Source organism: Streptomyces sp. NBC_01267, assembly GCF_036241575.1.
Lineage (GTDB): Bacteria > Actinomycetota > Actinomycetes > Streptomycetales > Streptomycetaceae > Streptomyces.
Genome location: NZ_CP108455.1, coordinates 6846602 through 6867578, shown reverse-complemented (window position 1 = coordinate 6867578; position 20977 = coordinate 6846602). Strand labels below are relative to the sequence as shown.

The window sequence follows — 20977 nt, the reverse complement described above, 5'->3', positions numbered from 1 at the left end:
CGGGCGTCCGGCGGGCGGTGAGTTGCGCGCCCCAGGTGTGCGGTGTGCGATGCGTTGCGCACCTCAGGCGTCCGGGCGGCGGTGCGTCCGCGCGTCAGGCGCCCGCCACGAGCAGTTCGTGCACCCGGCGGGCGGTGGCCGCGTCCCGCGCCGCGGTGAACGGCAGCGCGTTCCCACCGGTGATACGGAACGGCTCGCCGGTGAGCGTCAGATGGGCGCCGCCCGCCTCCTCCACGAGCAGCAGGCCCGCGGCGTGGTCCCAGGCCAGCTCCCAGGTGAAGCCGACCGCGTCGAGTGCGCCACGGGCGACGGCCAGGTACTCCAGGCCCGCCGATCCGCACGGCCTGGTGCTGATCCCCTCGGTCCGGAGGTTCAGCAGGGAGCGCTTCTGCTCGGGTGTGGTGAAGTCCGGGTGGGACGTGGCGACTTCGAGCACCGCGCCGGGAGCCGGTGAGCCCGCGGCGAGCGGCTTTCCGTCGAGGCGGGCGCCACCGCCCCGTACCGCTACGGCCATCTCGTCGAGCACGGGGGCGTACGTCCAGGAGGCGAGCACTTCGCCCCGGTGGGCGAGCGCCACCAGGGTGCAGAAGCCCGGTTCGCCGCGGACGAACTGGCGGGTGCCGTCGACCGGGTCGACGATCCAGACGGGCGCCTCGCCCCGCACCGCTCCGTACGAGGACGGGTCGGCGGCGACGGCCTCCTCACCGACCACCACCGAGCCCGGCAGCAGCGCGGTCAGGGAGGCGGTGAGGTGTTCCTCGGCGCCGCGGTCGGCCACGGTCACCAGGTCGTGCGGGCCGCTCTTCTCGGCGATCTCGTGGGCGGCGAGCTGCCGGAAACGCGGCAGGATCTCGGCGGCGGCGGCCTCGCGGACCGCCGCCTCGACATCGGAGAAGTCCCTCGTCAGGAGTTGTTCGATCATGTGTCCATCTCAGCACACGGCAGTGACGGGCGGGGGCCCGCTCAGCGACCGACGGCGTAACCCTGCATTCCCCTGGGGTTCGCCGCAGCGCTCAGTACGCCGGTTCCGGGATCCCGGGCGACCGCGCACAGCCTGCCTTCCGACCAGGCGTCGCCGACCGTCACGTCGTGGCCGCGGCGGCGCAGCTCGTCGATGACGTCCTGCCCGATGCGGGACTCGACCGTGACGCTGCCGGGCCGCATGGTGCGGGGGTGGAAGGAACCGGGGAACGAGTCGTTGTGCCAGTTCGGGGCGTCGATGGCGCCTTGCAGGTCGAGGCCGCCCCGTACGGTCGCGCCGAGCGCCACCGCGAGGAAGAAGTGCAGCTGCCACTGGTCCTGCTGGTCGCCGCCCGGCGTACCGAAGGCGAGCACCGGGACCCCGTCGCGCAGTGCCAGGGACGGGGTGAGGGTGGTGCGCGGGCGGCAGCCGGGGGTGAGGGAGTTCGGCAGCCCCTCGTCCAGCCAGGCCATCTGGAGCCGGGTGCCGAGCGGGAAGCCCAGTTCGGGGACGACCGGGTTGGACTGGAGCCAGCCGCCGCTCGGGGTCGCGGAGATCATGTTGCCCCAGCGGTCGACGATGTCGAGGTGGCAGGTGTCGCCCCGGGTGGCGCCGTCCCGGGCGACGGTCGGCTCCCCCGCCCCGGCGGCCGGGATGCCCAACGCGTCGAAGCCGGGCTCACCAGCGGCGACGGCGGTGGCCTGCCTGCTGAGCCGCGGCTCGCGGCCCCCGGGGCTGCCGGGGCGCAGTTCGTGCGAGGCCCGGTCGGTGACGAGGGCGCGGCGCTCCGTGTTGTACGGGGCGGAGAGCAGCGTGTCGAGCGGTACGCCGGCGGCGTCGCCGTACCAGGCTTCCCGGTCGGCCATCGCGAGCTTGCAGCCCTCGACGAGGAGGTGGACGTACTCGGCGGATCCGTAGAGCGGAAGCTCCGGCGGGAGGATCGCCAACTGCTGGAGGAGGACCGGGCCCTGGCTCCAGCCGCCGGCCTTGCACAGGGTCCAGCCGTTCCAGTCGTACGTCGCGGGTTCCTCGTACGTCGCGGACCACCCGGCGAGGTCGGCCGCCGTGAGGGTGCCGGTGTGCCGCTTGCCGCTGGTGTCCAGGGTGGGCCTGGCCGCCTGGCGTACCAGCGCCTCGGCGACGAAGCCTTCGCGCCAGACCGTCCGGGCCGCGTCGATCTGCCCGGCCCGGTCGCCGGACGCCGCCTCGGCCTCGGCGATCACCCGGCGCCAGGTCGCGGCGAGCGCGGGGTTGCGGAACAGCTCGCCCGGCGCGGGGGACTTCCCGCCGGGCAGGTACACGTCGGCGGAGGAACGCCACTCGCTCTCGAAGAGTTCGCGTACGGACTCGACGGTCAGGCCGATGCGTTCGACCGGGGCATGTCCGTCCTCGGCGTACCCCACGGCGTACTTCAGCACCTCGGCGAGGGACTTGGTGCCGTGGTCGCGCAGCAGCAGCATCCAGGCGTCGAAGGCGCCGGGCACCGCGGCGGCCAGCGGTCCGGTGCCGGGAACGAGGTCGAGCCCGAGCGAGCGGTAGTGGGCGACGGTGGCACCCGCGGGGGCGACGCCCTGTCCGCACAGCACCTGTACCCGGCCGTCCGCCGGGGCGAGGATCATCGGCACCTCACCGGCCGGGCCGTTGAGGTGCGGCTCGACGACGTGCAGGACGAAGCCCGCGGCGACGGCGGCGTCGTAGGCGTTGCCGCCGGCCTCCAGAACGGCCATCGCGGACTGCGAGGCCAGCCAGTGGGTGGACGACACCATGCCGAAGCTGCCCTGGAGGGTGGGCCGGGTCGTGAACATCACGCGTCACCTCGTCAGTTGTACGTGCAGGCGGACCGATCACGGCTCACGACCGGGGCCCGGGAGGATCCGCGGGATCCCGTCCCTGCCCGCTCGCTCACCTCGTCTTCGAGCAGGCTATCGATCTCGCGCCGCCGCTCACGACCCGCCTCCGGCAGGAAGCGCCGGCGTACTCCTTCGCCTTCCGCCCCGGTTACGGGCCCGGATCCGGGGAGTTCAGCCGTGGTTCTCCCGATCGGTGACGGGTATGGTCCGGTCGGTGGAGTTCAGGTCCCGTAGCGCCGCGATCCGTTCCGAATACCGAGCCCCGGCTCCCATTCGGCCGTTTCCGTCGGCGCCGCCTGCTGCGGCCTACCACTTCTGGTCCCGGCCCCCGCCCCGGATCCCGAATTCGACCCGCTCGCCGCGCTCTTCGGGAGAGGAATTTCTTCCGGGAATACGCGAGCGTCGTCCCCGTCGGATCGCCACCTCTTTCCCGATAGCATGCGGAACGCCTGTACCGCCAGGGTATGAACACGTCGGCGCATGCGGGCACCGACTCCTCGTCAGCACTTCTTCGTCTCTTCGGATTCCCGGCCGGGCCCGGCACGGCGGCCCACCGGTTCGCTCTCTCGTCCCCCGTCAGGAGACCATGTTGCAGGCATATACCAGTTCCGTCCGAACGGCCGCGGACGAACCCGTCCCGGTCGTCGCCCCCGACGGGCGCACCGTGCCGTGGGAGGGCTTCTGTACCGGGCCCGTGGTGCTTTCCCCGGACGATTTGCAGGCGGTCTCCCACCGATTGCTCGGCCTCGATCTGTCCCAGGTACCGGCGGCGGCACGCGCCGAACTGGAGCCGTACGGAGCCCTGCGGGGCGAGCAGCCCGCCGTCGTCATCGGTGCCGCCACCAGCCTGAAGAAATGCTTCGAAGCCGATCTGGCGCATGTCGTCGAGGGCACGTCGCCGGACGACTTCGCGTCGTACAACGAAGCCCGCGCGGTCTATCTCGCCGGACCGGGTGACCTCGTCGTCGGGCGTACCGAGCCCTGGCGGCAGGCGGTCGCCGCGAGCGAGGCCGAAGGGGTGGAGGTTCCCGGCCTGGAGTTCTACTACCTCACGCACGCCCTGCTGACGCAGGCCATGACGTATGCCGAGTCCGGGGAGCGGACCGGCCTGCACCGCATCGTGAGCCGCCTGCGCGAAGCCCCGCACACCGTGGTCCGGCTCTTCGCCCTCGATCTGGAGGCACAGATCCTCCTGGTCTGGCTGCGGCGTACGGCGGGCCCGGCCCGTCTGCGGGTGGATGCCAACGGTCCGGAGATCGGGCGGCTGTGGAACCACAAGACGACGCTCTACCCCACCGTCGAGGAGGCCGAGGGGCTGGCCGACGGTGCCCGGCGGGCGGATCCGTACGAGTTGCTCGCGGCGGAGTCGCATCTGACGCCGTTCCACCGCGAGTTCGGCGTCGTGCTCCCGAGGGTCCCCGGATACTCGATCAGCAGGGCCGGGGCCGGCCTGGCCGAGGTGACCGCGCGGGTCGCCGGCGCGGCGCGGCTGCTGCGGGAGCGCTACGGCCTCCCCCTGGGCTGCTTCAAACCGGCGACGGGACTGACCGGCAGCAGGATCCGCACCGCCGTCCCGCTCGGCGACGAGGAGGCGCTGGGCGCGCTGGCGCGCCAGGCGATGGAGACCGAGGAGGACTACGTACTGGAGGCGCACACCGACTACCTGCGGCACCCGATCGACGGCTACGACTTCATCCTCGCGCCGTCCGCCCACGTCGTCGCCGGGCGGCTGGCCGAGGGGGCGACGATCCAGATCACGCGCGGCAGCGTCTGGGAGGGCAGCGTCTACATCGACGAGCACTCCTGCCGGAACGTGGGCATCACGGTGGAGCACTTCCGCTTCGTGCGGGAGGGGATGCGCGAGCTGCTCGGCGCCTTCGAGGGCAACGGCCGGAGTCTCGGCTTCGTCAAGGGCGGGGTCGACTTCGCGATCGCCCGGATCGGTGGACGGTTCGGCGAACGGCCCGTGGTGGGCATGCAGGACCTGAACCTCTCGTCCAACGGGGCCGAGTACGTCCGGGCCTTCCTCCGGGAGGCGCGCGAGGTGCGCGGCGCGGGCGTGCACGCGGCGACGAAGGTGGTCCGGCCCACTGCGGGAACCGACCTGCGGTGGCTGAAAGCCGCCGTCGACGCCGCGGACACCGGGCACCACACGCGGGTGATCACCTCCGTGCCGTCCCGCTGGGGCCTGATCGCGGTCGCGTGCCAGGAGCCCCAGGAGGCCGCTGAGGCCGTACTGGCACTGGAGGAGCACCTGTACGACGAGGGGCTGCTGCGCACGGTGCTGCGCCACCGCGGCTGACCGCGCCGCCGCGCACAAAGCCACCGGATCGCGGTTTCCCCGACCGGGAAACCGCGATCCGGCCGAAGCCGAAAGGGGCTGCTGAGACTCCTGTGGTTTCGAGGTAATGCATTTAAACGGGTACCAGCCAACCCTGACCGGCTGTCAACAGAGGGGGTTGACGCTCAACCGGACAAAGTGGCAGCCTAATCGACGGCCCGTGACGATCAAGTTGCTCGTAATGCATTGTGCGATCCGTTACCGCATTCCGAATTCTCTTGAGGGGACACGTGAGTGCAATCAGCAGCGCAAATCGAGACTAACGGCACTACGGTAAACGGAACTCCGCCCGATGGTCCGGAGTCTTCCCTGACCCATCTGTTCAAGGCCGTGGTCCGGCAGTATCCGGACCATATCGCGGTGACCGATGGCGACAGTGAACTGACGTACCGGGAACTCGACGCGAAATCCGATGTGATAGCCGACGAGTTGCTTTCCGCCGGTGTCGTCGCGGGCAGCCACGTCGGCTTGTACGTCGCCCGCGGATCCGGGACGGTGGCGGGTCTGCTCGGAATTCTCAAATGCGGCGCGGCCTATGTACCCATCGACCCGAACTACCCTGCCGCGCGTGCACGGTGGACCGTGGGTGACAGTGCGTCAGTGGCCGTGGTGACCACGTCGGATCTCGCCCCGGCGTTCACCGGACTCGATGTGCGGACCGTCCGCCTGGACCTGCTGCCCGCGAGTGGCGCGCCCCGGCCCGACGCCGTACACCCGGGCGGCACCGGCCCCGCCTACATCATCTACACCTCGGGTTCCACCGGTGAGCCCAAGGGCGTCCTGGTCGGGCACCACGAGGTCGTGCGCCTCTTCTCGGCGACCCGGGAGTGGTTCGGGTTCGGGCCCGACGACGTGTGGACGGTCTTCCACTCGGCCGCCTTCGACTTCTCCGTATGGGAGATCTGGGGCGCCCTGCTGCACGGCGGACGGCTGGTCGTCGTCCCCCGTGACGTCGCCCGCTCCCCGGCGGCCTTCCACGAACTGCTGCGCTCCGAAAGGGTCACTGTCGTCAACCAGACTCCGGCCGCCTTCCGGCGGCTGGCCGCGGTGGACGCGCGAGCACCGCTCCCGCTGGAGAGTCTGCGCACGGTCGTACTCGGCGGCGAGCGGCTCGACCCCGCGACGCTGCGCGACTGGATCGACCGGCACGGCGACGAGCGCCCGGAGCTGGTCAACATGTACGGCATCACCGAGGCGACCGTGCATGCCTCGTACCGTCGCCTGTCACGGGCGGATCTCGACGCGGACGGCCCCAGCCCCATCGGAGTCCCGCTGCGGGACCTCACGTTCCATGTACGGGGCCCGGACGGCGAGCCGGTCCCCGACGGGCAGCCCGGTGAACTCCACATCGAGGGGCCGGGGGTGGCTGCCGGATACCTCCATCGCCCCGAACTCACACAGGAACGTTTCTCCGGGAGCGCCCCGCACACCGGCGAGCGGAGCGAGGCCGCGAGCGCGCACCGGGCCTGCCGTACCTTCCGCACCGGTGACCGCGTGGTCCGCCTCGACGACGGGCAGTACGGCTACCTGGGGCGCACGGACGACCAGATCAAGATCCGCGGCTTCCGGGTCGAGCCCGGGGAGGTCGAAGCCCTGCTCGGCCGGCACCCGCTGGTGGCGTCCGCCGTCGTGCTGCCTCGCGACTACGGAGAGGACGACGTCCGGCTGATCGCCTGTGTCGTGCCCACCGAAGGGTCCACCGACGGCGCGCCGGAGAAGCTCGTCGACGAACTGCGCGACCTGGCGCTCGGCCTGCCGGACCAGCTGCGGCCCTCCGCGTACGAGCTTCTGGAGACGCTGCCGCTCACGCCCAACGGCAAGGCCGACCGCGCGGCGCTGAGCGCCCTGGTCCGGGACCGCCACCGGACCGACAGTACGGAGACTGGCGGCGCGGACGCGGCCGGCGCGGGAATCGCCGCCGTCCAGGCGCGTGTCACAGCGATCTGGCGTTCCGTCATCGACATCGACGGCATCGGCCCCGACGCCGATTTCTTCGACCTGGGCGGCACCTCGCTGACTCTGCTGCGCATGTTCGAGCAGGTGAACAAGGCCTTCGGCACGGACCTCGACATCACGGTGCTGATCGAGGGTGCGACGGTACGCAACCTCGCCTCCCATGTGGCCGCCGCCGCCGCACCGGGCAGCCCCCTCCCACGAACCGAGGAGTTCGGATGACTTCGCAGGCAGAGAGCTTCGCCCTCGACGCACAGCAGTTGGCGGACTTCCACGCGCGCGGATACGCGGGTCCGTTCACGCTCTACGAACCGGACGAGATGAAGGACATCTGGCGGCGGGAACGGCTGCGGCTGCTGGACCGCACGGACGCCGTCTACCAGGACCGCGCCGCGGTGTCCGGCACCACCAACATCGCCAACTACGACCGGCATCTCGACTCCGACTTCCTCGCCGACCACATCACCAGGCCGGAGATCGTGGACCGGGTCAGCCGCATCCTCGGGCCGGACGTGCTGTGCTGGCGCACCGAGTTCTTCCCGAAGTACCCGGGCGACGAGGGAACGGACTGGCACCAGGCCGACACCTTCGCCAACGCCTCCGGCACCCCGCAGATCCAGTGGCCGGACGGCTCCGACTTCGGTGGCACGATCACCGTGTGGACCGCCTTCAGCGAGGCGAGCGTGGATATGGGGTGCCTGCAGTTCATCCCCGGCACCCACCGCACCATGTACTACGACGAGACCAAGCGCATGCACTACGTGCCGGACAAGGTCAACTCCGTGGAGAAGGACGGGATTCGCCGTGGCTTCTTCGGCTACGACTACCGCGAGCTCCAGATCGACGAGGACTGGACCCCTGACGAGTCGCAGGCCGTGAACATGGAGATGCGGGCGGGCCAGTTCATCGTCTTCTGGTCCACCCTGATGCACGCCTCCCACCCGCACAGCGGCCGGAGCCGCGACATGCGGATGGGTTTCGCCTCCCGTTACGTGCCCACCTCCGTGGAGGTCTACCCCGGCACGGACTCCATCGAGGAGTACGGAGGCCGAGTGAGCCTCGACCGCTACGGCGCGGTCCTGGTGCACGGCGAGAACACGCACACCCACAACCGGATCGCGACGCACACCACACGCAACCGCCCGTTCCGGGCTCCGGGCGTCTGAGGGACCGTACGCGGGCGGTGTCCGTGGCCACCGGGTCGCCGGGCGGTCGGCTCCCCGTACCGAGAGGCGGTCCGATGGAGGAGGGAAGCGCATCAACCATGCCTGACACAGAGGCCGGTCCACGATTGTCACAAGGCAACGGCCCGCGATCGGCGCAGAGCAGCGGCCCGCGATCGGCGCAGAGCAGCGCGGACGCCGTACCGCTGCAGGAACTCGCCGCCGCCCTGCTCGATCTGGAACCGCTCCTGAGCGCCGTGCCCGAGCGCCTGCGGGTGACTCCGCCTGCGGGGTCGGACCCTGGCTCCGTACGGGTGCTGCAAGCGGCGCTGGACGCGCTCGCGGCCCGGCTGGACATGCCCGGGGTCACTGTCGTCCCGTCCGGCGACGGGCTGTGGTCCGTGGAACTGGCCGTCAGCAGACGGCTGGCCCGCGCGCTCGGCACGGCGCCGGCGGAGGCGGTGATCCACGCGGACGCCTCCGCGGTCGACCGCGCCGTGCGGGCCGTACACGCCGCTCCCCCGGGCCGGCCGGTCCCGCTGCGCGCCCACGACGGCACCCCGCTGCGCGGCTACCGGGCAGGGGCGGCGGACGCACCCGCCGTGGTGGTGGTGATGGCCTGCGGCATGCCGGTCGGCCTGGCGGCCCCCTGGTTGCGGGCGCTGTCCGGGACCTGCCAGGTGGTGACCTGGGAGAGCCGTGGCATGTTCGCCGCCGGGGACGGTCCGGGGCTGCCCGCCCTGACCGGGCACGACCTCGCCGCGCAGGCAGCCGACGTCCTTGCCGTCCTCGACGGTTTCGGCATCGGCGAGGCGCACGTCATGGGGCTGTGCGGCGGCGCGGCCCTCGCGCTGGCCGCTGCCGCGGCCTCGCCCCGGGTGACCTCGCTCAGCCTGTGGCACGGCGACTACGAACTGGGCGAGGACGCCCCCAAGACACCCCATCAGCGTGATGTCGAGGGCCTGTTGGCGATGGCGAGCCGCAGCCCCCGGCACGCCGAGGGCCTGCACCGGATGATGCGCAGGCCACAGGCCTTGGACGCGCTGCGTCCCGAGGTCGCCCACCACCTTCTCCACCCTTATGCCTCACCGGAGTTGATGCACCGCTACGGGCTCCTCAACGGCGTCATCATGAGCACGGACTACCGTCCGCTCCTCAGGGAGGTGCGGCAGCCGACGCTGGTCGTCTCCAGCGAACAGGACACGACCGCCCATCCCGAGGGGTCCGTCCAGGTCGCGGAGCGGCTGCCGTGCGCGACGTTGCGGATGATGCCGCACGGGGATCACCTGTCGGCCTTCGGCGCGGACCCCGGACTCGTGGGCCTGTTGTCGGACTTCATGCGGGACATCCACGGGACGACCGAGAGGGACACATGACCGACCTGACCACTCCCGTCGCACCGGCCGCCGACGCCGAGGCGGACCGAGCCCTGACAGCGGCGTTCCGTACCCACCCCGCCGTCCTGGACGCCGATGTCCTGGGACCTGTCCGGCCGGTCTTCGGACAGGCCCTGGGCGCCCCGGACCGCACCGCCTGCCTCCTCCCCGACCCGGAAGCCGCCGCGCTCCTGCACCGGGCCGCCGCACTGGAGGCCGCCGGGAGGCTGGGGCGGCTGAGCTGGCACGAACCGGCGGACGACCTGCTCGTCGCCGGAGTCAGCCGCACGGAGACCGACTTCCTGTACCGCGAGATCTTCACCGACAACGCCTATCTGCGACACGGCATCACCCTGCCGGACCGCGCGGTCGTGCTGGACGTCGGCGCCAACATCGGGATGTTCACCCTCCGCGCCGCCCTGGCCAGTCCCGGCGCCCGGATCGTCGCCGTGGAACCCGTCGCCGAACTCGCGGCGGCCGTCGCCCTCAACGCCGAGTTGTACGGACTCGACGTCACCGTACTGAACTGCGCCCTGGGCAGCGTCACGGGCGAGAGCGACTTCACCTACTACCCCGGCAACAGCGTGATGTCCGGCCGGTTCGCGCATCCCGACGAGGACGTCGAGGTGCTGCGGCGCTACCTCGTCACCGGCGAAGAGGCCACTCAGGGCCCGCAGCTCGGCAGGCTCGCCGCCGACCGGCTGACGGCAGAGGCCCGCCGCTGCGAGGTCAGCACCCTGACGCGGGTGATCGCCGAACAGCGGCTGGAGCGGATCGACCTGCTGAAGATCGACGTGGAGAAGGCCGAGGCCGAGGTACTGGCGGGGATCGACGACGCGTCGTGGAGCCGCATCGACCGCATCGCCATGGAAGTCCACGACCTCGACGGACGGTTGAAGGAACTGGTCTCGCTGCTGCGGGACCGGGGCTTCGAGGTCTCTCACGACCAGGACCCCCGGCTCGTGCTGACGCCCTGTCACAATGTCTACGCCTACGCGCCGCACCGTCCGGCCCGGCAGCTGCCGCCCGCACCGCCGAACACCGCCGGCCGGCCCGGTGGCCCCACCCTGCGGGTGCTGGAACGCGAACTCCGGGACCTCGCGGCCCGGAACGCCCCCGGCCTCGCGGTGCCCGGCCGCTTCGCCGTCGTGGCGGATCTCGACGAGGCCCGCCGGACCGCGCCCACCGGGGACGGCGGCTCGCCGCAGCTCCCGTCCGGGCCCGGCACCGCCGTACTCGCCGAGATCTGGACGGACATCTTCGGTCCCGGCACCGTGCGCCCCGACGCCAACTTCTTCGCCCTCGGCGGGAACTCCCTCACCGCGGTCCGTCTGCTGGCGCAGTTGGAGGACCGGCTCGGGGAGGACGTGCTGGCACCGGACACCGTCTTCACCGCCGACAACTTCGCGGAGATCGCCGCCGCGCTGGAGGCCGGACTGCCACCGGAGGAATCCGCCGGTACGCCGGGAGGCGCACCGCACCCCGACCGGCCCGGCGCACGGTGACGGCCCCCGCCGGAGCGGCGTCCGCCCCGGACGGACCCGGGCCGCCGCACACGACTTCGCCGAGCGGCCTCTTCCACCGGCCCCTGCCCCGCCCGCACGCCGCCCTGCGGCTGGTGTGCCTGCCGCACGCGGGCGGTGGGACCTCGGTGTTCCGGGACTGGCCGGCGCGCCTGCCCGCGGACGTGGAGCTCGTCGCCGTACGGCTGCCCGGCCGTGAGAGCCGCATCCGGGAGCGCCCGTTCACCTCGTGGACGACGCTGGTGGACGTGGTGGCCGACGCACTGGCCCGGGAAGTCCCCGCGCCGTACGTCCTGTTCGGGCACAGCCTGGGCGGCATGCTCGCGTACGAACTGACGATGCGCGGGGCGTCCACCGCCCCGCCGTCCGGCGCCGCACCACCCGCCCCGCAGCTGCCCGAGCGCCTGATCCTGGCCGGCTGCCGGGCCCCCGACGTACCGCCACCGCACCCGGGTCTCCACGACGTGCCCCGCGACCGGTTCGCCGCCGATCTCGCCGCGCTGGCCGGGTCGCCTCCCGAGGTCCTGCGCAACCGCGCGCTGCTGGGCCTGCTGGAGCCGATGCTCCGAGCCGATCTGGAACTGGCCCAGACCTGGCCGTGGCGCGAACCGCTCCCCCTGCCGGTACCGCTCACCGTGTTCGACGCGTCCGACGATGTCATGGCGCCGCCCGAGGCGGTCGCCGGCTGGCGGCGGTACGCGCCGCTGGGCGTGCGGGCGCACCATCTGTCCGGAGGTCACTTCACCCTCCACGAAGACCCGGAGCGCTTCCTGACGCTGCTGCGCGGCGAACTGCTCCCGGCGGCGGGGCGCGTCCCGACCCGGTGACGCCCACCGGTGACGGCCGCCCGAAATCCCCGCGCCGTCTGACATCCCCTCACCCCCCGTTCCCACACCCGCGGAGAGGCCCGGACCCTATGCGTTCCCCGTACTTCACAGCCGAGCACGACGCCTTCCGCCAGGAGGTGCGTGCCGTACTGGCAGCCGAGACGGAGGGGGCCGCCGATGTCTGGGAACGGGAGTGCCGTGTGCCGCGCACCCTGTGGAAGACGCTCGCGGACCACGATCTCCTCGGGCTGCTCCACTCACGGGAGAACGGCGGCACCGACCGCGATCTGTTCACCTCGGTCGTGTTCCTGGAGGAACTGGGCCGCACCGGGTACGGCGGCATGCGGGCTGCCGTCTCCGTCCACGCCTACATGGCGACGCACTATCTGGGGGCCGTCGGCAGTCCGGAACTGCGCGCCGCCTATCTGACCCCGGCCGTCCGGGGTGAACGCGTCGCCGCGCTGGCCCTGACCGAACCCGGGGCGGGATCGGACCTGTCCGGGCTGTCCACCACGGCCTCGCGGGACGGCGAGCACTACGTCGTGCGCGGCGCGAAGAGCATGGTCAGCAACGGCACCACGGCCGACTTCCACGTCACCGCGGTCCGCACCACCCCGGTGACCGACGGGGCGCACAGCGGCCGGACCGGACTGTCGCTGCTCGTCATCGACGCGAACGCCTCCGGAGTCACCGTAGAACCGCAGCCCACCCTCGGCTGGCGCGCGGCAGGTACCGCGGGCGTGACGTACGACGGGGTGCGCGTGCCCGCGGGGAACCTCGTCGGGCGGCAGGACAGCGGCTTCTACTACCTGATGCGCGGACTCCAGCTCGAACGGCTCGCGGCTGCGGCCCTCGCGCTGGGCGGAATGGACCGCTGCCTCGAACAGACCCTCCGCTTCGCCCGTGGCCGCAGGATCTTCGACGGGCCGCTCGCCGGACTCCAGGCGCCCCGGCACCGGCTCGCCGGACTGGCGACGGAACTGGAGGCGGCCCGCCAGCTGGTCCACCACACGGCCTGGCTCCTCCAGCAGGGGGAACTCCCGGTGACCGCATGCTCGATGGCCAAGCTGTACACCACCGAACTGGCTTGCCGAATGGCCGACTTGAGCCTGCAGTTACAGGGTTCCCACGGATATCAGGACGGGTCCGAGGCCGCCCGGGTGTACCGGGACGCACGGGCCGCGACCATCGCCGCCGGTCCCAGCGAGGTGATGCGGGACATCGTCGCCGGGGATCTGCCGGGGGCCATGGGCTGAGCCGGGGAATCCTGCCGGAACCGGCGGCCGGGCCGGGGACGGGGACCGGTGCTGCCGCCGCACGGGCGCCCGGTCACTGCGGGAGGGTGAGCAGGAACATGGTGCGGCCGGGCTCGCTGGCCAGCGTGACGGTGCCACCGTGCGCGGTGATCACGGCGTGCACGATGGCGAGGCCGAGGCCGGTGCTCCCGGTACTGCGGGAGCGGCTGTGGTCCGCGCGGACGAAGCGGCCGAAGACCTCCGGCTGAAGCTCCGCGGGGATGCCGGGGCCGTTGTCGGTGACGGTGAGCCGGGCGGTGGCGCCGTCGGCGGTGAGCGTGACCGTCACCTCGGTGCCGTTCGGGGTGTGGGTCCGCGCGTTGGCGAGCAGATTGCCGATGGCCTGCTGCAGCCGGTGGGCGTCGCCGGTGACGGTCACCGGCTCCTCGGGCAGGTCGAGGAGCCAGCGGTGTGCGGGGCCCGCGGCGCGGGCGTCGGCTGTCGCGTTGAGCACCAGCAGGGTCAGATCGACCGTCTCGTGTTCGAGCGGGCGCCCGGCGTCGAGACGGGCGAGCAGCAGCAGATCGTCGACGAGACGGCTCATCCGCTGCGATTCGGACTCGATGCGCTCCAGCGCGTGCCGGACCTCGGCGGGTACGGAACCGTCGTGGCGCAGGGCGAGTTCGGCGTGGCCGCGGATGTTGGCCACCGGGGTGCGCAGTTCGTGGCTGGCGTCAGCGGCGAAGTGCCGGAGCCGTTCCTCGCTGGCCTGGCGGCGGGTGAGGGCGTCCTCGACATGACCGAGCATCCGGTTCAGCGCGGTACCGACCCGGCCGACCTCGGTCCGTGGGTCGGTGAGCGGCAGCGGGGCGGGCATGGCGACCTCTCCGCTGGCGAGCGGCAGCCGGGCCACGTTCACCGCCTGTGAGGTGACGCGTTGCAGGGGGCGCAGGGAGACCCGTACCCACAGGGCTCCCGCCACACCGGTGGCGATCAGCGCCGCGCCGAACACCGCGGCCTCGACCGCTTCGAGGCGGTGGACCGTCTCCTCGACGGGACGCAGCGGCAGACCGGTGATCATGATGTCGTGGTCGTCGCCGTGCACGGCGGTGACCCGGTAGGCGCCCAGTGCGGACAGCCGGACGTCGTGGCCCCGGTCGTCGACGGGCACGTCCGCGAGCGCGGCCCGGTCGTGCGTGCTGAGCGTCACCTCGTGGTCCGTCGCCTCGTCGACCACGGCGGCCTGGGTGACCCCGCCGTTCAGCAACCGGGCGCCGAACGTGGCATCGGCCTGGCCGCGGGTGTCGGGCCGGTTGTCCGCGTCGGGCCGGGCCTCGTGCTCCAGGCTGGCGGCGAACCGGCCGCCGGAGGACTCCAGTTGCTGGTCCAGCCTGCCGAGCAGGAATCCCTGGAGGGCGAGGGCGGTGGTGACGCCCACCGCCAGACAGGCCGCGGCGAGCAGCAGGACGAGTCCGGCGGTGAGCTGGCCGCGCAGGGTGTGCGGGGGCGGGCGCCTCACCTGGAATCCGGCTTGAGCACGTAGCCGACACCCCGGACCGTGTGGATCATGGGGGTCCGGCCGGCGTCGATCTTCTTGCGCAGATAGCTGATGTACAGCTCGACGATGTGGGCCCGGCCACCGAAGTCGTACGCCCACACCCGGTCGAGGATCTGCGCCTTGGAGAGCACCCGCCGCGGGTTGCGCATCAGGAACCGCAGCAGCTCGAACTCGGTCCGGGAGAGGTCGACGACGCTGCCGTCCCGTCTGACCTCCCTGGCCTCCTCGTCCATCATCAGGTCGCCGACCGTGAGCCAGTTCTCGCCCGGCGCCGCCGTCATCCCGGCCCGGCGCAGCAGGCCGCGCAGCCGCGCGAGTACCTCCTCCAGGCTGAAGGGCTTGGTCACGTAGTCGTCGCCGCCCGCGGTGAGCCCGGCGATGCGGTCCTCGACCGCGTCGCGTGCGGTCAGGAACAGGACACAGACGCTGCGCGCCTCCTGCCGCAGTTCGCGCAGGACCTGGAGGCCGTCGAGGTCGGGGAGCATCCAGTCGAGGACGACGGCGTCCGGGCGGAAGTCCCGGGCGGTCGCGAGCGCCGAGGCGCCGTCGGCCGCCGTACGGACCTGCCAGCCCTCTCCGGCGAGCACCCCGGCGAGCACTTCGGTCAGGTCGGGTTCGTCGTCGACGACCAGGACCCGTACCGGGTCCCCGTCGGGGCGGCGGAGGAAGGACTGTGTGCGTGGATCTTCCATGATCTGCCCAGCATCCCCCGCGCGGGCGGTCCGCGCGGGCGGCCTCGCCTCTGAGTTTCCTCTGAACTCCGGGACGGAACGCGGGACGGTCCCGGGACGGCGCCTGGGTGGGACGGCGGGCCGAACCCCGGTGGGGAGGGGAGGGCGCGCCCGCGCCGCCCGGCGCTCCGGGCCCGCGTTCAGAAAGTACACAGAGGTTGAGCTGTGAGGCTGACCGCCCGTCGCCGGAGCCGACCCCGCCGAGGAGACCCATGGCCAGCACCTCCGCCTCCACCACCACGCCCGCCCGCACCTCCGTGAACCGCGGCCTGCGCCACCGACGCCCGCGGCGCAGCCTGGTGCCCCGGCTCGTGCCCCTGGTGATCTGGGCGGGCGCGGCCGGGGTGCTCGCGCTGTGGTGGAGCGACACGACGTCCGTCGTCGGCCCTGCGGGCTGGCTGACCGGCGCGGGCCGCATCACCGGCCTGCTCGCCGGGTACGCCTGCGCCGTTCTGCTGGCCCTGATGGCCCGGGTTCCGCTGCTCGACCACAGCATCGGCACCGACCGGCTGGCCCGGTGGCACGCGCTGGGCGGCCGGTGCACCGTGTCGCTGGCCCTGGCCCACACCCTGCTGATCATCTGGGGCTACTCGCTGACCGCGCACACGGGTGTGGTGAGCCAGGGCACGGACCTGGTCCTGCACTACCCGGACCTGTTGAAGGGGACGGCCGGGTTCCTGTTGTTCCTGGCCACCGGGGTGCTCTCGGCGCGTGCGGCGCGCCGCAGGATGAGTTACGAGAAGTGGCACTTCCTGCACTTCGCCACGTATCTGGCGGTCTTCCTCACCTTCTTCCACCAGCTCTCGAACGGTGCGGACTTCGTCGGCAACCAGAAGGCCCAACTCGCCTGGTACGCGCTCTTCCTGGGGGTCGGCGCGCTGGTGCTCGTGTACCGGTTCGTGCTGCCCGTACGGCGCGGACTGCGCCACCGGCTGCGGGTCTCCGCGGTGCGCCCCGAGGCGCCCGGTGTGGTCTCGGTCCACTTCACCGGCCGGTATCTGACGGAACTCGGCGCCGAGCCGGGCCAGTTCTTCCGCTGGCGCTTCCTCGCCCCGGGGCTGTGGTGGACCGCCAACCCGTACTCGCTCTCCGCCCCCGCCGAGCCGCACGCGCTGCGCATCACGGTGAAGGCGGCGGGCGGGCACAGCGCGGCCCTGGCCGGGCTCCGGCCGGGCACCCGGGTGTGGGCCGAGGGTCCGTACGGCAGCTTCACCGCGCGCCGGCAGACCGTGCCCAAGGTGCTGCTGCTCGGCGGTGGCGTCGGCATCACGCCCCTGCGGGCCCTGTTCGAGACGCTGCCGGGGCAGGTGACGCTCATCCACCGGGTCCGGGGCAAAGCGGACCTCGTGCACCGGTCGGAGCTGGACGCGATAGCCGCCCGGCGCCGGGCGGCCGTGCACTATCTCGTCGACGGGCCGGACCCGCTGACCGGCGGGCCGGGCCACCGTCCGGGCCCGCTCACCGCCCGCACGCTGAGCGGTCTGGTGCCCGATCTGGCCGCGCACGAGGTCTATCTCTGCGGTCCACCCGGCATGACGGAGGCCGCGATCACCGCCCTGCGCGATGCCGGGGTGCCGTCGCACCGTATCCACCACGAGTCGTTCGCGCTCTGAGAGGAGCAGTCATGCGCAGAGCCGTCCTCATCACTGCCGCGGGCAGCGCGCTGGTCGTCGCCCTGCTCGCGCTCAAACCCCACCAGCCGCCGGCCCTGGCGGGGGTGACCCCGCGCCCGGCGGAGACCGCTTCGCCGCACGCCACCACCGGGGCCGGGCCGGGGGCCGGCGGGTCCCGTACCGGCACGTTCACCGGCGACCCGGTCGACACGCAGTACGGCACCGTGCAGGTCTCCGCCACCCTGGCGCGGGGAAGGATCACCGCGATACGGGTCCTCCGGGCGCCCGACAGCAACGGGCGGGACCAGCAGATCGCCGCCTACGCGCTGCCCCGGCTGACCCGGGAGGCGCTGGGCGCCCAGAGCGCGCACATCGACGCGGTCTCCGGGGCGAGTTACACCAGCCAGGGATATGTGCGGTCCCTGCAGAGCGCGCTGGACCGGTCCGGTGGCTGAGCCAGGGCGCGGGCTGCGCCATGTCGAGCACGTGATGGGCACCGTCTTCTCCTTCGACATCCGCGACGCCCCCACCGCCGCCGTCCACCGGGCCCTCGCACAGGCCGTCCGCGATCTGCACCGGGTCGACGCCGTGTTCTCCACCTACCGTCCGGACAGCGCCATCAGCCGGCTCGACCGCGGTGAACTGACGCTCCAGGACTGCCCGCCGGAGGTGTACGAGGTGCTGTCGCTCTGCGCGCGGGTGGCCGGGGTCAGCGACGGCTGGTTCAGCATCGTGCCGGACGGCGCCCTGGACCCGTCCGGGCTCGTCAAGGGCTGGGCGGGCGAGGCCGCTTCCCTGCTCCTCCACGAGGCGGGCGCGAGCAACACCTGTGTCAACGCCGGGGGTGACCTCCAGCTCCGCGGCGAGGCCGCCCCCGGGATCCCCTGGCGCGTCGGCATCGCCCACCCACTGCGCCCGGCCGAACAGGCCGCGGTCGTGGTGGGCCGCGATCTGGCCGTCGCCACGTCCGGCACCGCCGAACGTGGCCCGCACATCCTGGATCCGCACCGGGGCACACCCGCCTCGGGCCTGGCGTCCATCACCGTGACGGGTCCGCTGCTGACCATGACGGACGCGTACGCGACAGCCGCGTTCGCCATGGCGGACGGTGCGTACGCGTGGGTGGAGTCGCTGGCGGGGTACGAGGCACTCGCCGTGCTGCCCGACGGCCGGATGTGGCGGACCCCTGGCTTCCCGGCACCGGACAGCCCTGCGGCGCCTCCGCCGGGTGACCGCGCGCGGTGACTACGCGCCGGATGACGGCAGTACTCCCGGACCGCCCCGGTCCGGGAGTACTGCCCCGGCGGGAGGGCGGGCGCTCACAGCGAACCGTCCTCCAGCAGCTCGCGCAGCAGCCGCTCGTCGTCGGCGCCGAGTCCGTCGACGAAGCGGGCCAGCACCGTCCCGCGGTCGCTGTCGCTGTTCAGCGCCCGGTGCATCCGGCGTGCGGTGAGCCCGTGGGCGTCCTGGAGCGGGGTGTACGCATAGCCCCTGCCGGACCGCTCCCGGGTCACGACCCCTTTGTCGTACAGGCGGGACAGGATGGTCGTCACCGTGGTCCGGGCGGGCGGCGGCGCGAGCTGCTGCTGCACCTGCCCCGGAGTCTGTGGCGCACCGGCTGCCCAGAGGGCCGCCACGACGCTCGCTTCGAGTTCGCCCGCCTGACGGCGGTCGGCACTGCTGCCTGTCATGGAACGCTCCTCACCCCGCTATCGTCTACAGTTACGTAGACCGTCTACTGAACTGTAGTCGCTTCGGTGGTCCGCCACCCTCTCCTCGTCCTACAAGAAAGGCCGGGATCCTTGTTTGCAGCTTCCTCACTCGCGGTGAACGTTCTTGACGCGCAATCTCTGCTGACCGCTTTCGGCGTGGCCGGAATCGCCGCGGTGCTGTTCGCCGAGACCGGTCTGCTGGTCGGGTTCTTCCTGCCCGGCGACTCCTTGCTGTTCACCGCGGGGCTGCTGTGCACGGGCACCTCCACGAGCAGCCTGAACCTGTCGCTGCCCCTGGTACTCCTGTCCTCCGCGCTGGGCGCTCTCGCCGGTGCGCAGTGCGGGTACCTGATCGGCCGGAAGGCCGGGGGCGCGCTGCTCGCCCGCAGCCGTTCGGAACACCTGCGGAAGGGGGCGGCGCGCGCCGAGGAACTCCTCGAACGGTACGGCTACGCGAAGGCGATCGTCCTCGCCCGCTTCGTCCCCGTGGTGCGCACCGTGCTGAACCCGATGGCGGGCGCCCTGGGCGTACCGGTCCGGACGTTCACGCTCTGGCAGGTGGTCGGCGGGATCGTGTGGAGCCAGGGGGTGACGCTCGCCGGGTACGCGCTGGGGTCGTCCATCCCGAACGTGGACCACTACCTGCTGCCGATCATCGCGGTGATCGTCGTCGTGTCTCTGCTGCCTCTCGCCATCGAGCTGCGACGCTCCCGCAAGAACCGCACGCGAGCAAACGGAGTCAGCGGATGAACCTCGCCTACAACGGATCCTCCATCGACGGGGGTGCGTACACGAGCACCGTCGATCTGGCGCACCGGGCACCCGCCTGGCTGGATTCCCTCATCTCGACCTGGTCGTCGTACGGGCTCGCCCTGTTCGCCGTGCTGATGCTCGTCGGATGGTGGCGGGCGCGCCGCGAGGGGGCCCCGGCAGCTCTCATGGCGCTGGCCGCGCCGGTGATCGTGGTGCTGGCGTACTGCGTCAACGACGCGGTCAAGCTGGTGGTGCGGGAGGACCGTCCCTGTCAGAGCCTGCATGTGACGACGCTGGAGACGTGCCCGGCCCCGGGCGACTGGTCGTTCCCCAGCAACCACGCGGCTCTCGCCTTCGCCGCGGCGGTGGCGCTGTTCTTCGTCTCCCGGCGCCTCGGCCTGGTGGCCCTGGTCTGCGCCGTCGCGATGGCCGCGTCGCGGGTCTGGGTGGGCGCGCACTACCCGCACGACGTGGCCGTGGGCGCGCTGGTCGGCGCGCTGGTCGCACTGGTGCTGGCAACAGCCCTGCGCCGACGGCCGGAGACCCTGGCGAGGAGGCTCACGGACACCCGGCTGCGTCCGCTGCTGGTCTCGTCGTGAATCACCGCAGCGCCGCCGGTCCCGCCCTGCCGGCGGCGCTCGGCTGCCTGGTGGCGTTCACGCTGCTGGCCGTGGAGGTGGCCGGCCACCACGGCGCACCGCTGCTCATGGACAGTGCGCTGGAGTCCTGGTCGGTGCGGCACCGGCCCGCGATGGCGGTCGCCGTGGCGCGCGGCATCACCTCCACGGGCACCGGAGTGATCCCGTACCTGCTCGCCGCGCTGGCGGGCGTCGTGGTCGGACGCGGTGCGCGGCAGCGGGTGGTCTCCGCCGTCGCCGCGCTCGCCTTCCTCGGCGCGGTCCAGCTGGTGCGGTACGGGGTGATGTCCGCCCTCGCGCGACCGCGTCCGCCGATGGGCGACTGGGCCGCCCGCGCCTCGGGCTGGTCGTTCCCTTCCGGGCACACCACCACGTCCGCGGCCACGGCGGGCCTGCTCATGGCGGCGGTGCTGCTGCGGGCGCCGCGCAACAAGCGGGTGCTCGCCACGCTCATCGGCTGCTGGGCCGTGCTGGTGGGGCTGAGCCGGGTGTATCTCGGGGTCCACTGGTCCACCGACGTGATCGGCGGCTGGCTGTTCAGCGTCTTCTGGCTGAGCGTCGGCATCCTGCTGCTGGTCCGGTTCCGCCCGGACATCGGACGGTACGGGCCACGGTCCCGGCCGCCCTCCGCCGAACCCGCCGAACCCGCCGGACCCGCCGGACCCGCCCACCTGTCGGACCGCTCGCCGCGGATCTGACGACCCGCCGCAGATCCGGCACCTCACCGCAGAACCGTAGATCTG

At 72.4% G+C, this 20977-nt stretch carries 18 protein-coding genes; 13 read left to right on the top strand and 5 right to left on the bottom strand.

The annotated features are described in order from the left end of the window. Nucleotides 1-94: 94 nt before the first annotated feature. A complete protein-coding gene (locus tag OG709_RS30845) occupies nucleotides 95-922 on the bottom strand; it encodes an inositol monophosphatase family protein (RefSeq protein WP_329168474.1) in 828 nt (275 codons plus the stop codon). Nucleotides 923-963: 41 nt separating this feature from the next. Then, nucleotides 964-2766: a gamma-glutamyltransferase family protein gene (locus tag OG709_RS30840; RefSeq protein WP_329168473.1), complete on the bottom strand. Its 1803-nt coding sequence runs from the start codon at nucleotides 2764-2766 to the stop codon at nucleotides 964-966. A gap of 631 nt (nucleotides 2767-3397) precedes the next feature. On the opposite strand from OG709_RS30840, the gene OG709_RS30835 reads away from it, so the two are divergent. The 7 genes from OG709_RS30835 (at nucleotide 3398) to OG709_RS30805 (ending at nucleotide 13250) form a co-directional block, all read left to right on the top strand. Next, the gene (locus tag OG709_RS30835) at nucleotides 3398-5113 is read left to right on the top strand and encodes a hypothetical protein (RefSeq protein ID WP_329168471.1); all 1716 of its coding nucleotides are present in this window, start codon (nucleotides 3398-3400) and stop codon (nucleotides 5111-5113) included. Between the two features lie 369 nt (nucleotides 5114-5482). Then, nucleotides 5483-7327 (top strand): amino acid adenylation domain-containing protein, encoded by a 1845-nt coding sequence (locus OG709_RS30830; RefSeq protein ID WP_329168470.1) that lies wholly within the window; start codon nucleotides 5483-5485, stop codon nucleotides 7325-7327. Continuing rightward, entirely contained in the window at nucleotides 7324-8271 is a 948-nt protein-coding gene (locus tag OG709_RS30825; RefSeq protein WP_250306415.1) for a chlorinating enzyme, read from the top strand. Before OG709_RS30830 ends, OG709_RS30825 begins: the two co-directional genes overlap by 4 nt. Nucleotides 8272-8369: 98 nt before the next feature. After that, a complete protein-coding gene (locus OG709_RS30820; RefSeq protein WP_329168468.1) occupies nucleotides 8370-9644 on the top strand; it encodes an alpha/beta fold hydrolase in 1275 nt (424 codons plus the stop codon). After that, the gene (locus OG709_RS30815) at nucleotides 9641-11149 is read left to right on the top strand and encodes an FkbM family methyltransferase (RefSeq protein ID WP_250306419.1); all 1509 of its coding nucleotides are present in this window, start codon (nucleotides 9641-9643) and stop codon (nucleotides 11147-11149) included. Before OG709_RS30820 ends, OG709_RS30815 begins: the two co-directional genes overlap by 4 nt. Next, the gene (locus OG709_RS30810; protein WP_266646003.1) at nucleotides 11146-11994 is read left to right on the top strand and encodes a thioesterase II family protein; all 849 of its coding nucleotides are present in this window, start codon (nucleotides 11146-11148) and stop codon (nucleotides 11992-11994) included. The genes OG709_RS30815 and OG709_RS30810 overlap by 4 nt, the downstream gene beginning before the upstream one ends. Nucleotides 11995-12083: 89 nt before the next feature. Continuing rightward, nucleotides 12084-13250, top strand: a complete 1167-nt coding sequence (locus OG709_RS30805; RefSeq protein WP_250306421.1) for an acyl-CoA dehydrogenase family protein — start codon at nucleotides 12084-12086, stop codon at nucleotides 13248-13250. Nucleotides 13251-13323: 73 nt separating this feature from the next. Here the strand turns inward: OG709_RS30805 and OG709_RS30800 are convergent, their stop codons facing one another. Next, nucleotides 13324-14748, bottom strand: coding sequence for a sensor histidine kinase (locus tag OG709_RS30800; protein WP_250306422.1), 1425 nt, complete (start codon nucleotides 14746-14748; stop codon nucleotides 13324-13326). Next, nucleotides 14745-15479, bottom strand: coding sequence for a response regulator transcription factor (locus OG709_RS30795; RefSeq protein ID WP_250306424.1), 735 nt, complete (start codon nucleotides 15477-15479; stop codon nucleotides 14745-14747). The genes OG709_RS30800 and OG709_RS30795 overlap by 4 nt, the downstream gene beginning before the upstream one ends. Nucleotides 15480-15730: 251 nt before the next feature. Here OG709_RS30795 and OG709_RS30790 point away from each other — a divergent pair, with 251 nt between their 5' ends. Genes OG709_RS30790 through OG709_RS30780 form a run of 3 tightly spaced genes read left to right on the top strand, consistent with a single transcriptional unit; the run spans nucleotide 15731 to nucleotide 18376 of the window. Continuing rightward, on the top strand, nucleotides 15731-17131 hold the full coding sequence (locus OG709_RS30790; RefSeq protein WP_266646006.1) for a ferredoxin reductase family protein: 1401 nt from the start codon (nucleotides 15731-15733) through the stop codon (nucleotides 17129-17131). An 11-nt stretch (nucleotides 17132-17142) separates the two neighbouring features. After that, nucleotides 17143-17586, top strand: coding sequence for an FMN-binding protein (locus tag OG709_RS30785; RefSeq protein WP_250306426.1), 444 nt, complete (start codon nucleotides 17143-17145; stop codon nucleotides 17584-17586). A gap of 34 nt (nucleotides 17587-17620) precedes the next feature. After that, entirely contained in the window at nucleotides 17621-18376 is a 756-nt protein-coding gene (locus tag OG709_RS30780) for an FAD:protein FMN transferase (RefSeq protein ID WP_443068590.1), read from the top strand. Between the two features lie 74 nt (nucleotides 18377-18450). Here the strand turns inward: OG709_RS30780 and OG709_RS30775 are convergent, their stop codons facing one another. Continuing rightward, the gene (locus tag OG709_RS30775) at nucleotides 18451-18822 is read right to left on the bottom strand and encodes a BlaI/MecI/CopY family transcriptional regulator (protein ID WP_250306427.1); all 372 of its coding nucleotides are present in this window, start codon (nucleotides 18820-18822) and stop codon (nucleotides 18451-18453) included. Between the two features lie 135 nt (nucleotides 18823-18957). Between OG709_RS30775 and OG709_RS30770 the strand changes: the two genes are divergently transcribed. The 3 genes from OG709_RS30770 to OG709_RS30760 are packed head-to-tail and all read left to right on the top strand — an operon-like array spanning nucleotide 18958 to nucleotide 20932. Beyond that, on the top strand, nucleotides 18958-19593 hold the full coding sequence (locus OG709_RS30770) for a DedA family protein (RefSeq protein WP_250306428.1): 636 nt from the start codon (nucleotides 18958-18960) through the stop codon (nucleotides 19591-19593). Then, a complete protein-coding gene (locus OG709_RS30765; protein ID WP_250306429.1) occupies nucleotides 19590-20195 on the top strand; it encodes a phosphatase PAP2 family protein in 606 nt (201 codons plus the stop codon). Before OG709_RS30770 ends, OG709_RS30765 begins: the two co-directional genes overlap by 4 nt. Further along, on the top strand, nucleotides 20192-20932 hold the full coding sequence (locus OG709_RS30760; RefSeq protein ID WP_326693695.1) for a phosphatase PAP2 family protein: 741 nt from the start codon (nucleotides 20192-20194) through the stop codon (nucleotides 20930-20932). Before OG709_RS30765 ends, OG709_RS30760 begins: the two co-directional genes overlap by 4 nt. Nucleotides 20933-20977 lie beyond the last annotated feature (45 nt).

Excerpts from the sequence above, each read along its gene's own strand:
- OG709_RS30805 (WP_250306421.1), top strand. The coding sequence starts at position 12,084 with ATGCGTTCCCCGTACTTCACAGCCGAGCACGACGCCTTCCGCCAGGAG.
- OG709_RS30825 (WP_250306415.1), top strand. The coding sequence starts at position 7,324 with ATGACTTCGCAGGCAGAGAGCTTCGCCCTCGACGCACAGCAGTTGGCG.
- OG709_RS30835 (WP_329168471.1), top strand. The coding sequence starts at position 3,398 with ATGTTGCAGGCATATACCAGTTCCGTCCGAACGGCCGCGGACGAACCC.
- OG709_RS30845 (WP_329168474.1), bottom strand. The coding sequence starts at position 922 with ATGATCGAACAACTCCTGACGAGGGACTTCTCCGATGTCGAGGCGGCG.
- OG709_RS30765 (WP_250306429.1), top strand. The coding sequence starts at position 19,590 with ATGAACCTCGCCTACAACGGATCCTCCATCGACGGGGGTGCGTACACG.
- OG709_RS30785 (WP_250306426.1), top strand. The coding sequence starts at position 17,143 with ATGCGCAGAGCCGTCCTCATCACTGCCGCGGGCAGCGCGCTGGTCGTC.
- OG709_RS30815 (WP_250306419.1), top strand. The coding sequence starts at position 9,641 with ATGACCGACCTGACCACTCCCGTCGCACCGGCCGCCGACGCCGAGGCG.
- OG709_RS30840 (WP_329168473.1), bottom strand. The coding sequence starts at position 2,766 with ATGTTCACGACCCGGCCCACCCTCCAGGGCAGCTTCGGCATGGTGTCG.
- OG709_RS30820 (WP_329168468.1), top strand. The coding sequence starts at position 8,370 with ATGCCTGACACAGAGGCCGGTCCACGATTGTCACAAGGCAACGGCCCG.
- OG709_RS30795 (WP_250306424.1), bottom strand. The coding sequence starts at position 15,479 with ATGGAAGATCCACGCACACAGTCCTTCCTCCGCCGCCCCGACGGGGAC.
- OG709_RS30775 (WP_250306427.1), bottom strand. The coding sequence starts at position 18,822 with ATGACAGGCAGCAGTGCCGACCGCCGTCAGGCGGGCGAACTCGAAGCG.
- OG709_RS30790 (WP_266646006.1), top strand. The coding sequence starts at position 15,731 with ATGGCCAGCACCTCCGCCTCCACCACCACGCCCGCCCGCACCTCCGTG.
- OG709_RS30780 (WP_443068590.1), top strand. The coding sequence starts at position 17,621 with ATGGGCACCGTCTTCTCCTTCGACATCCGCGACGCCCCCACCGCCGCC.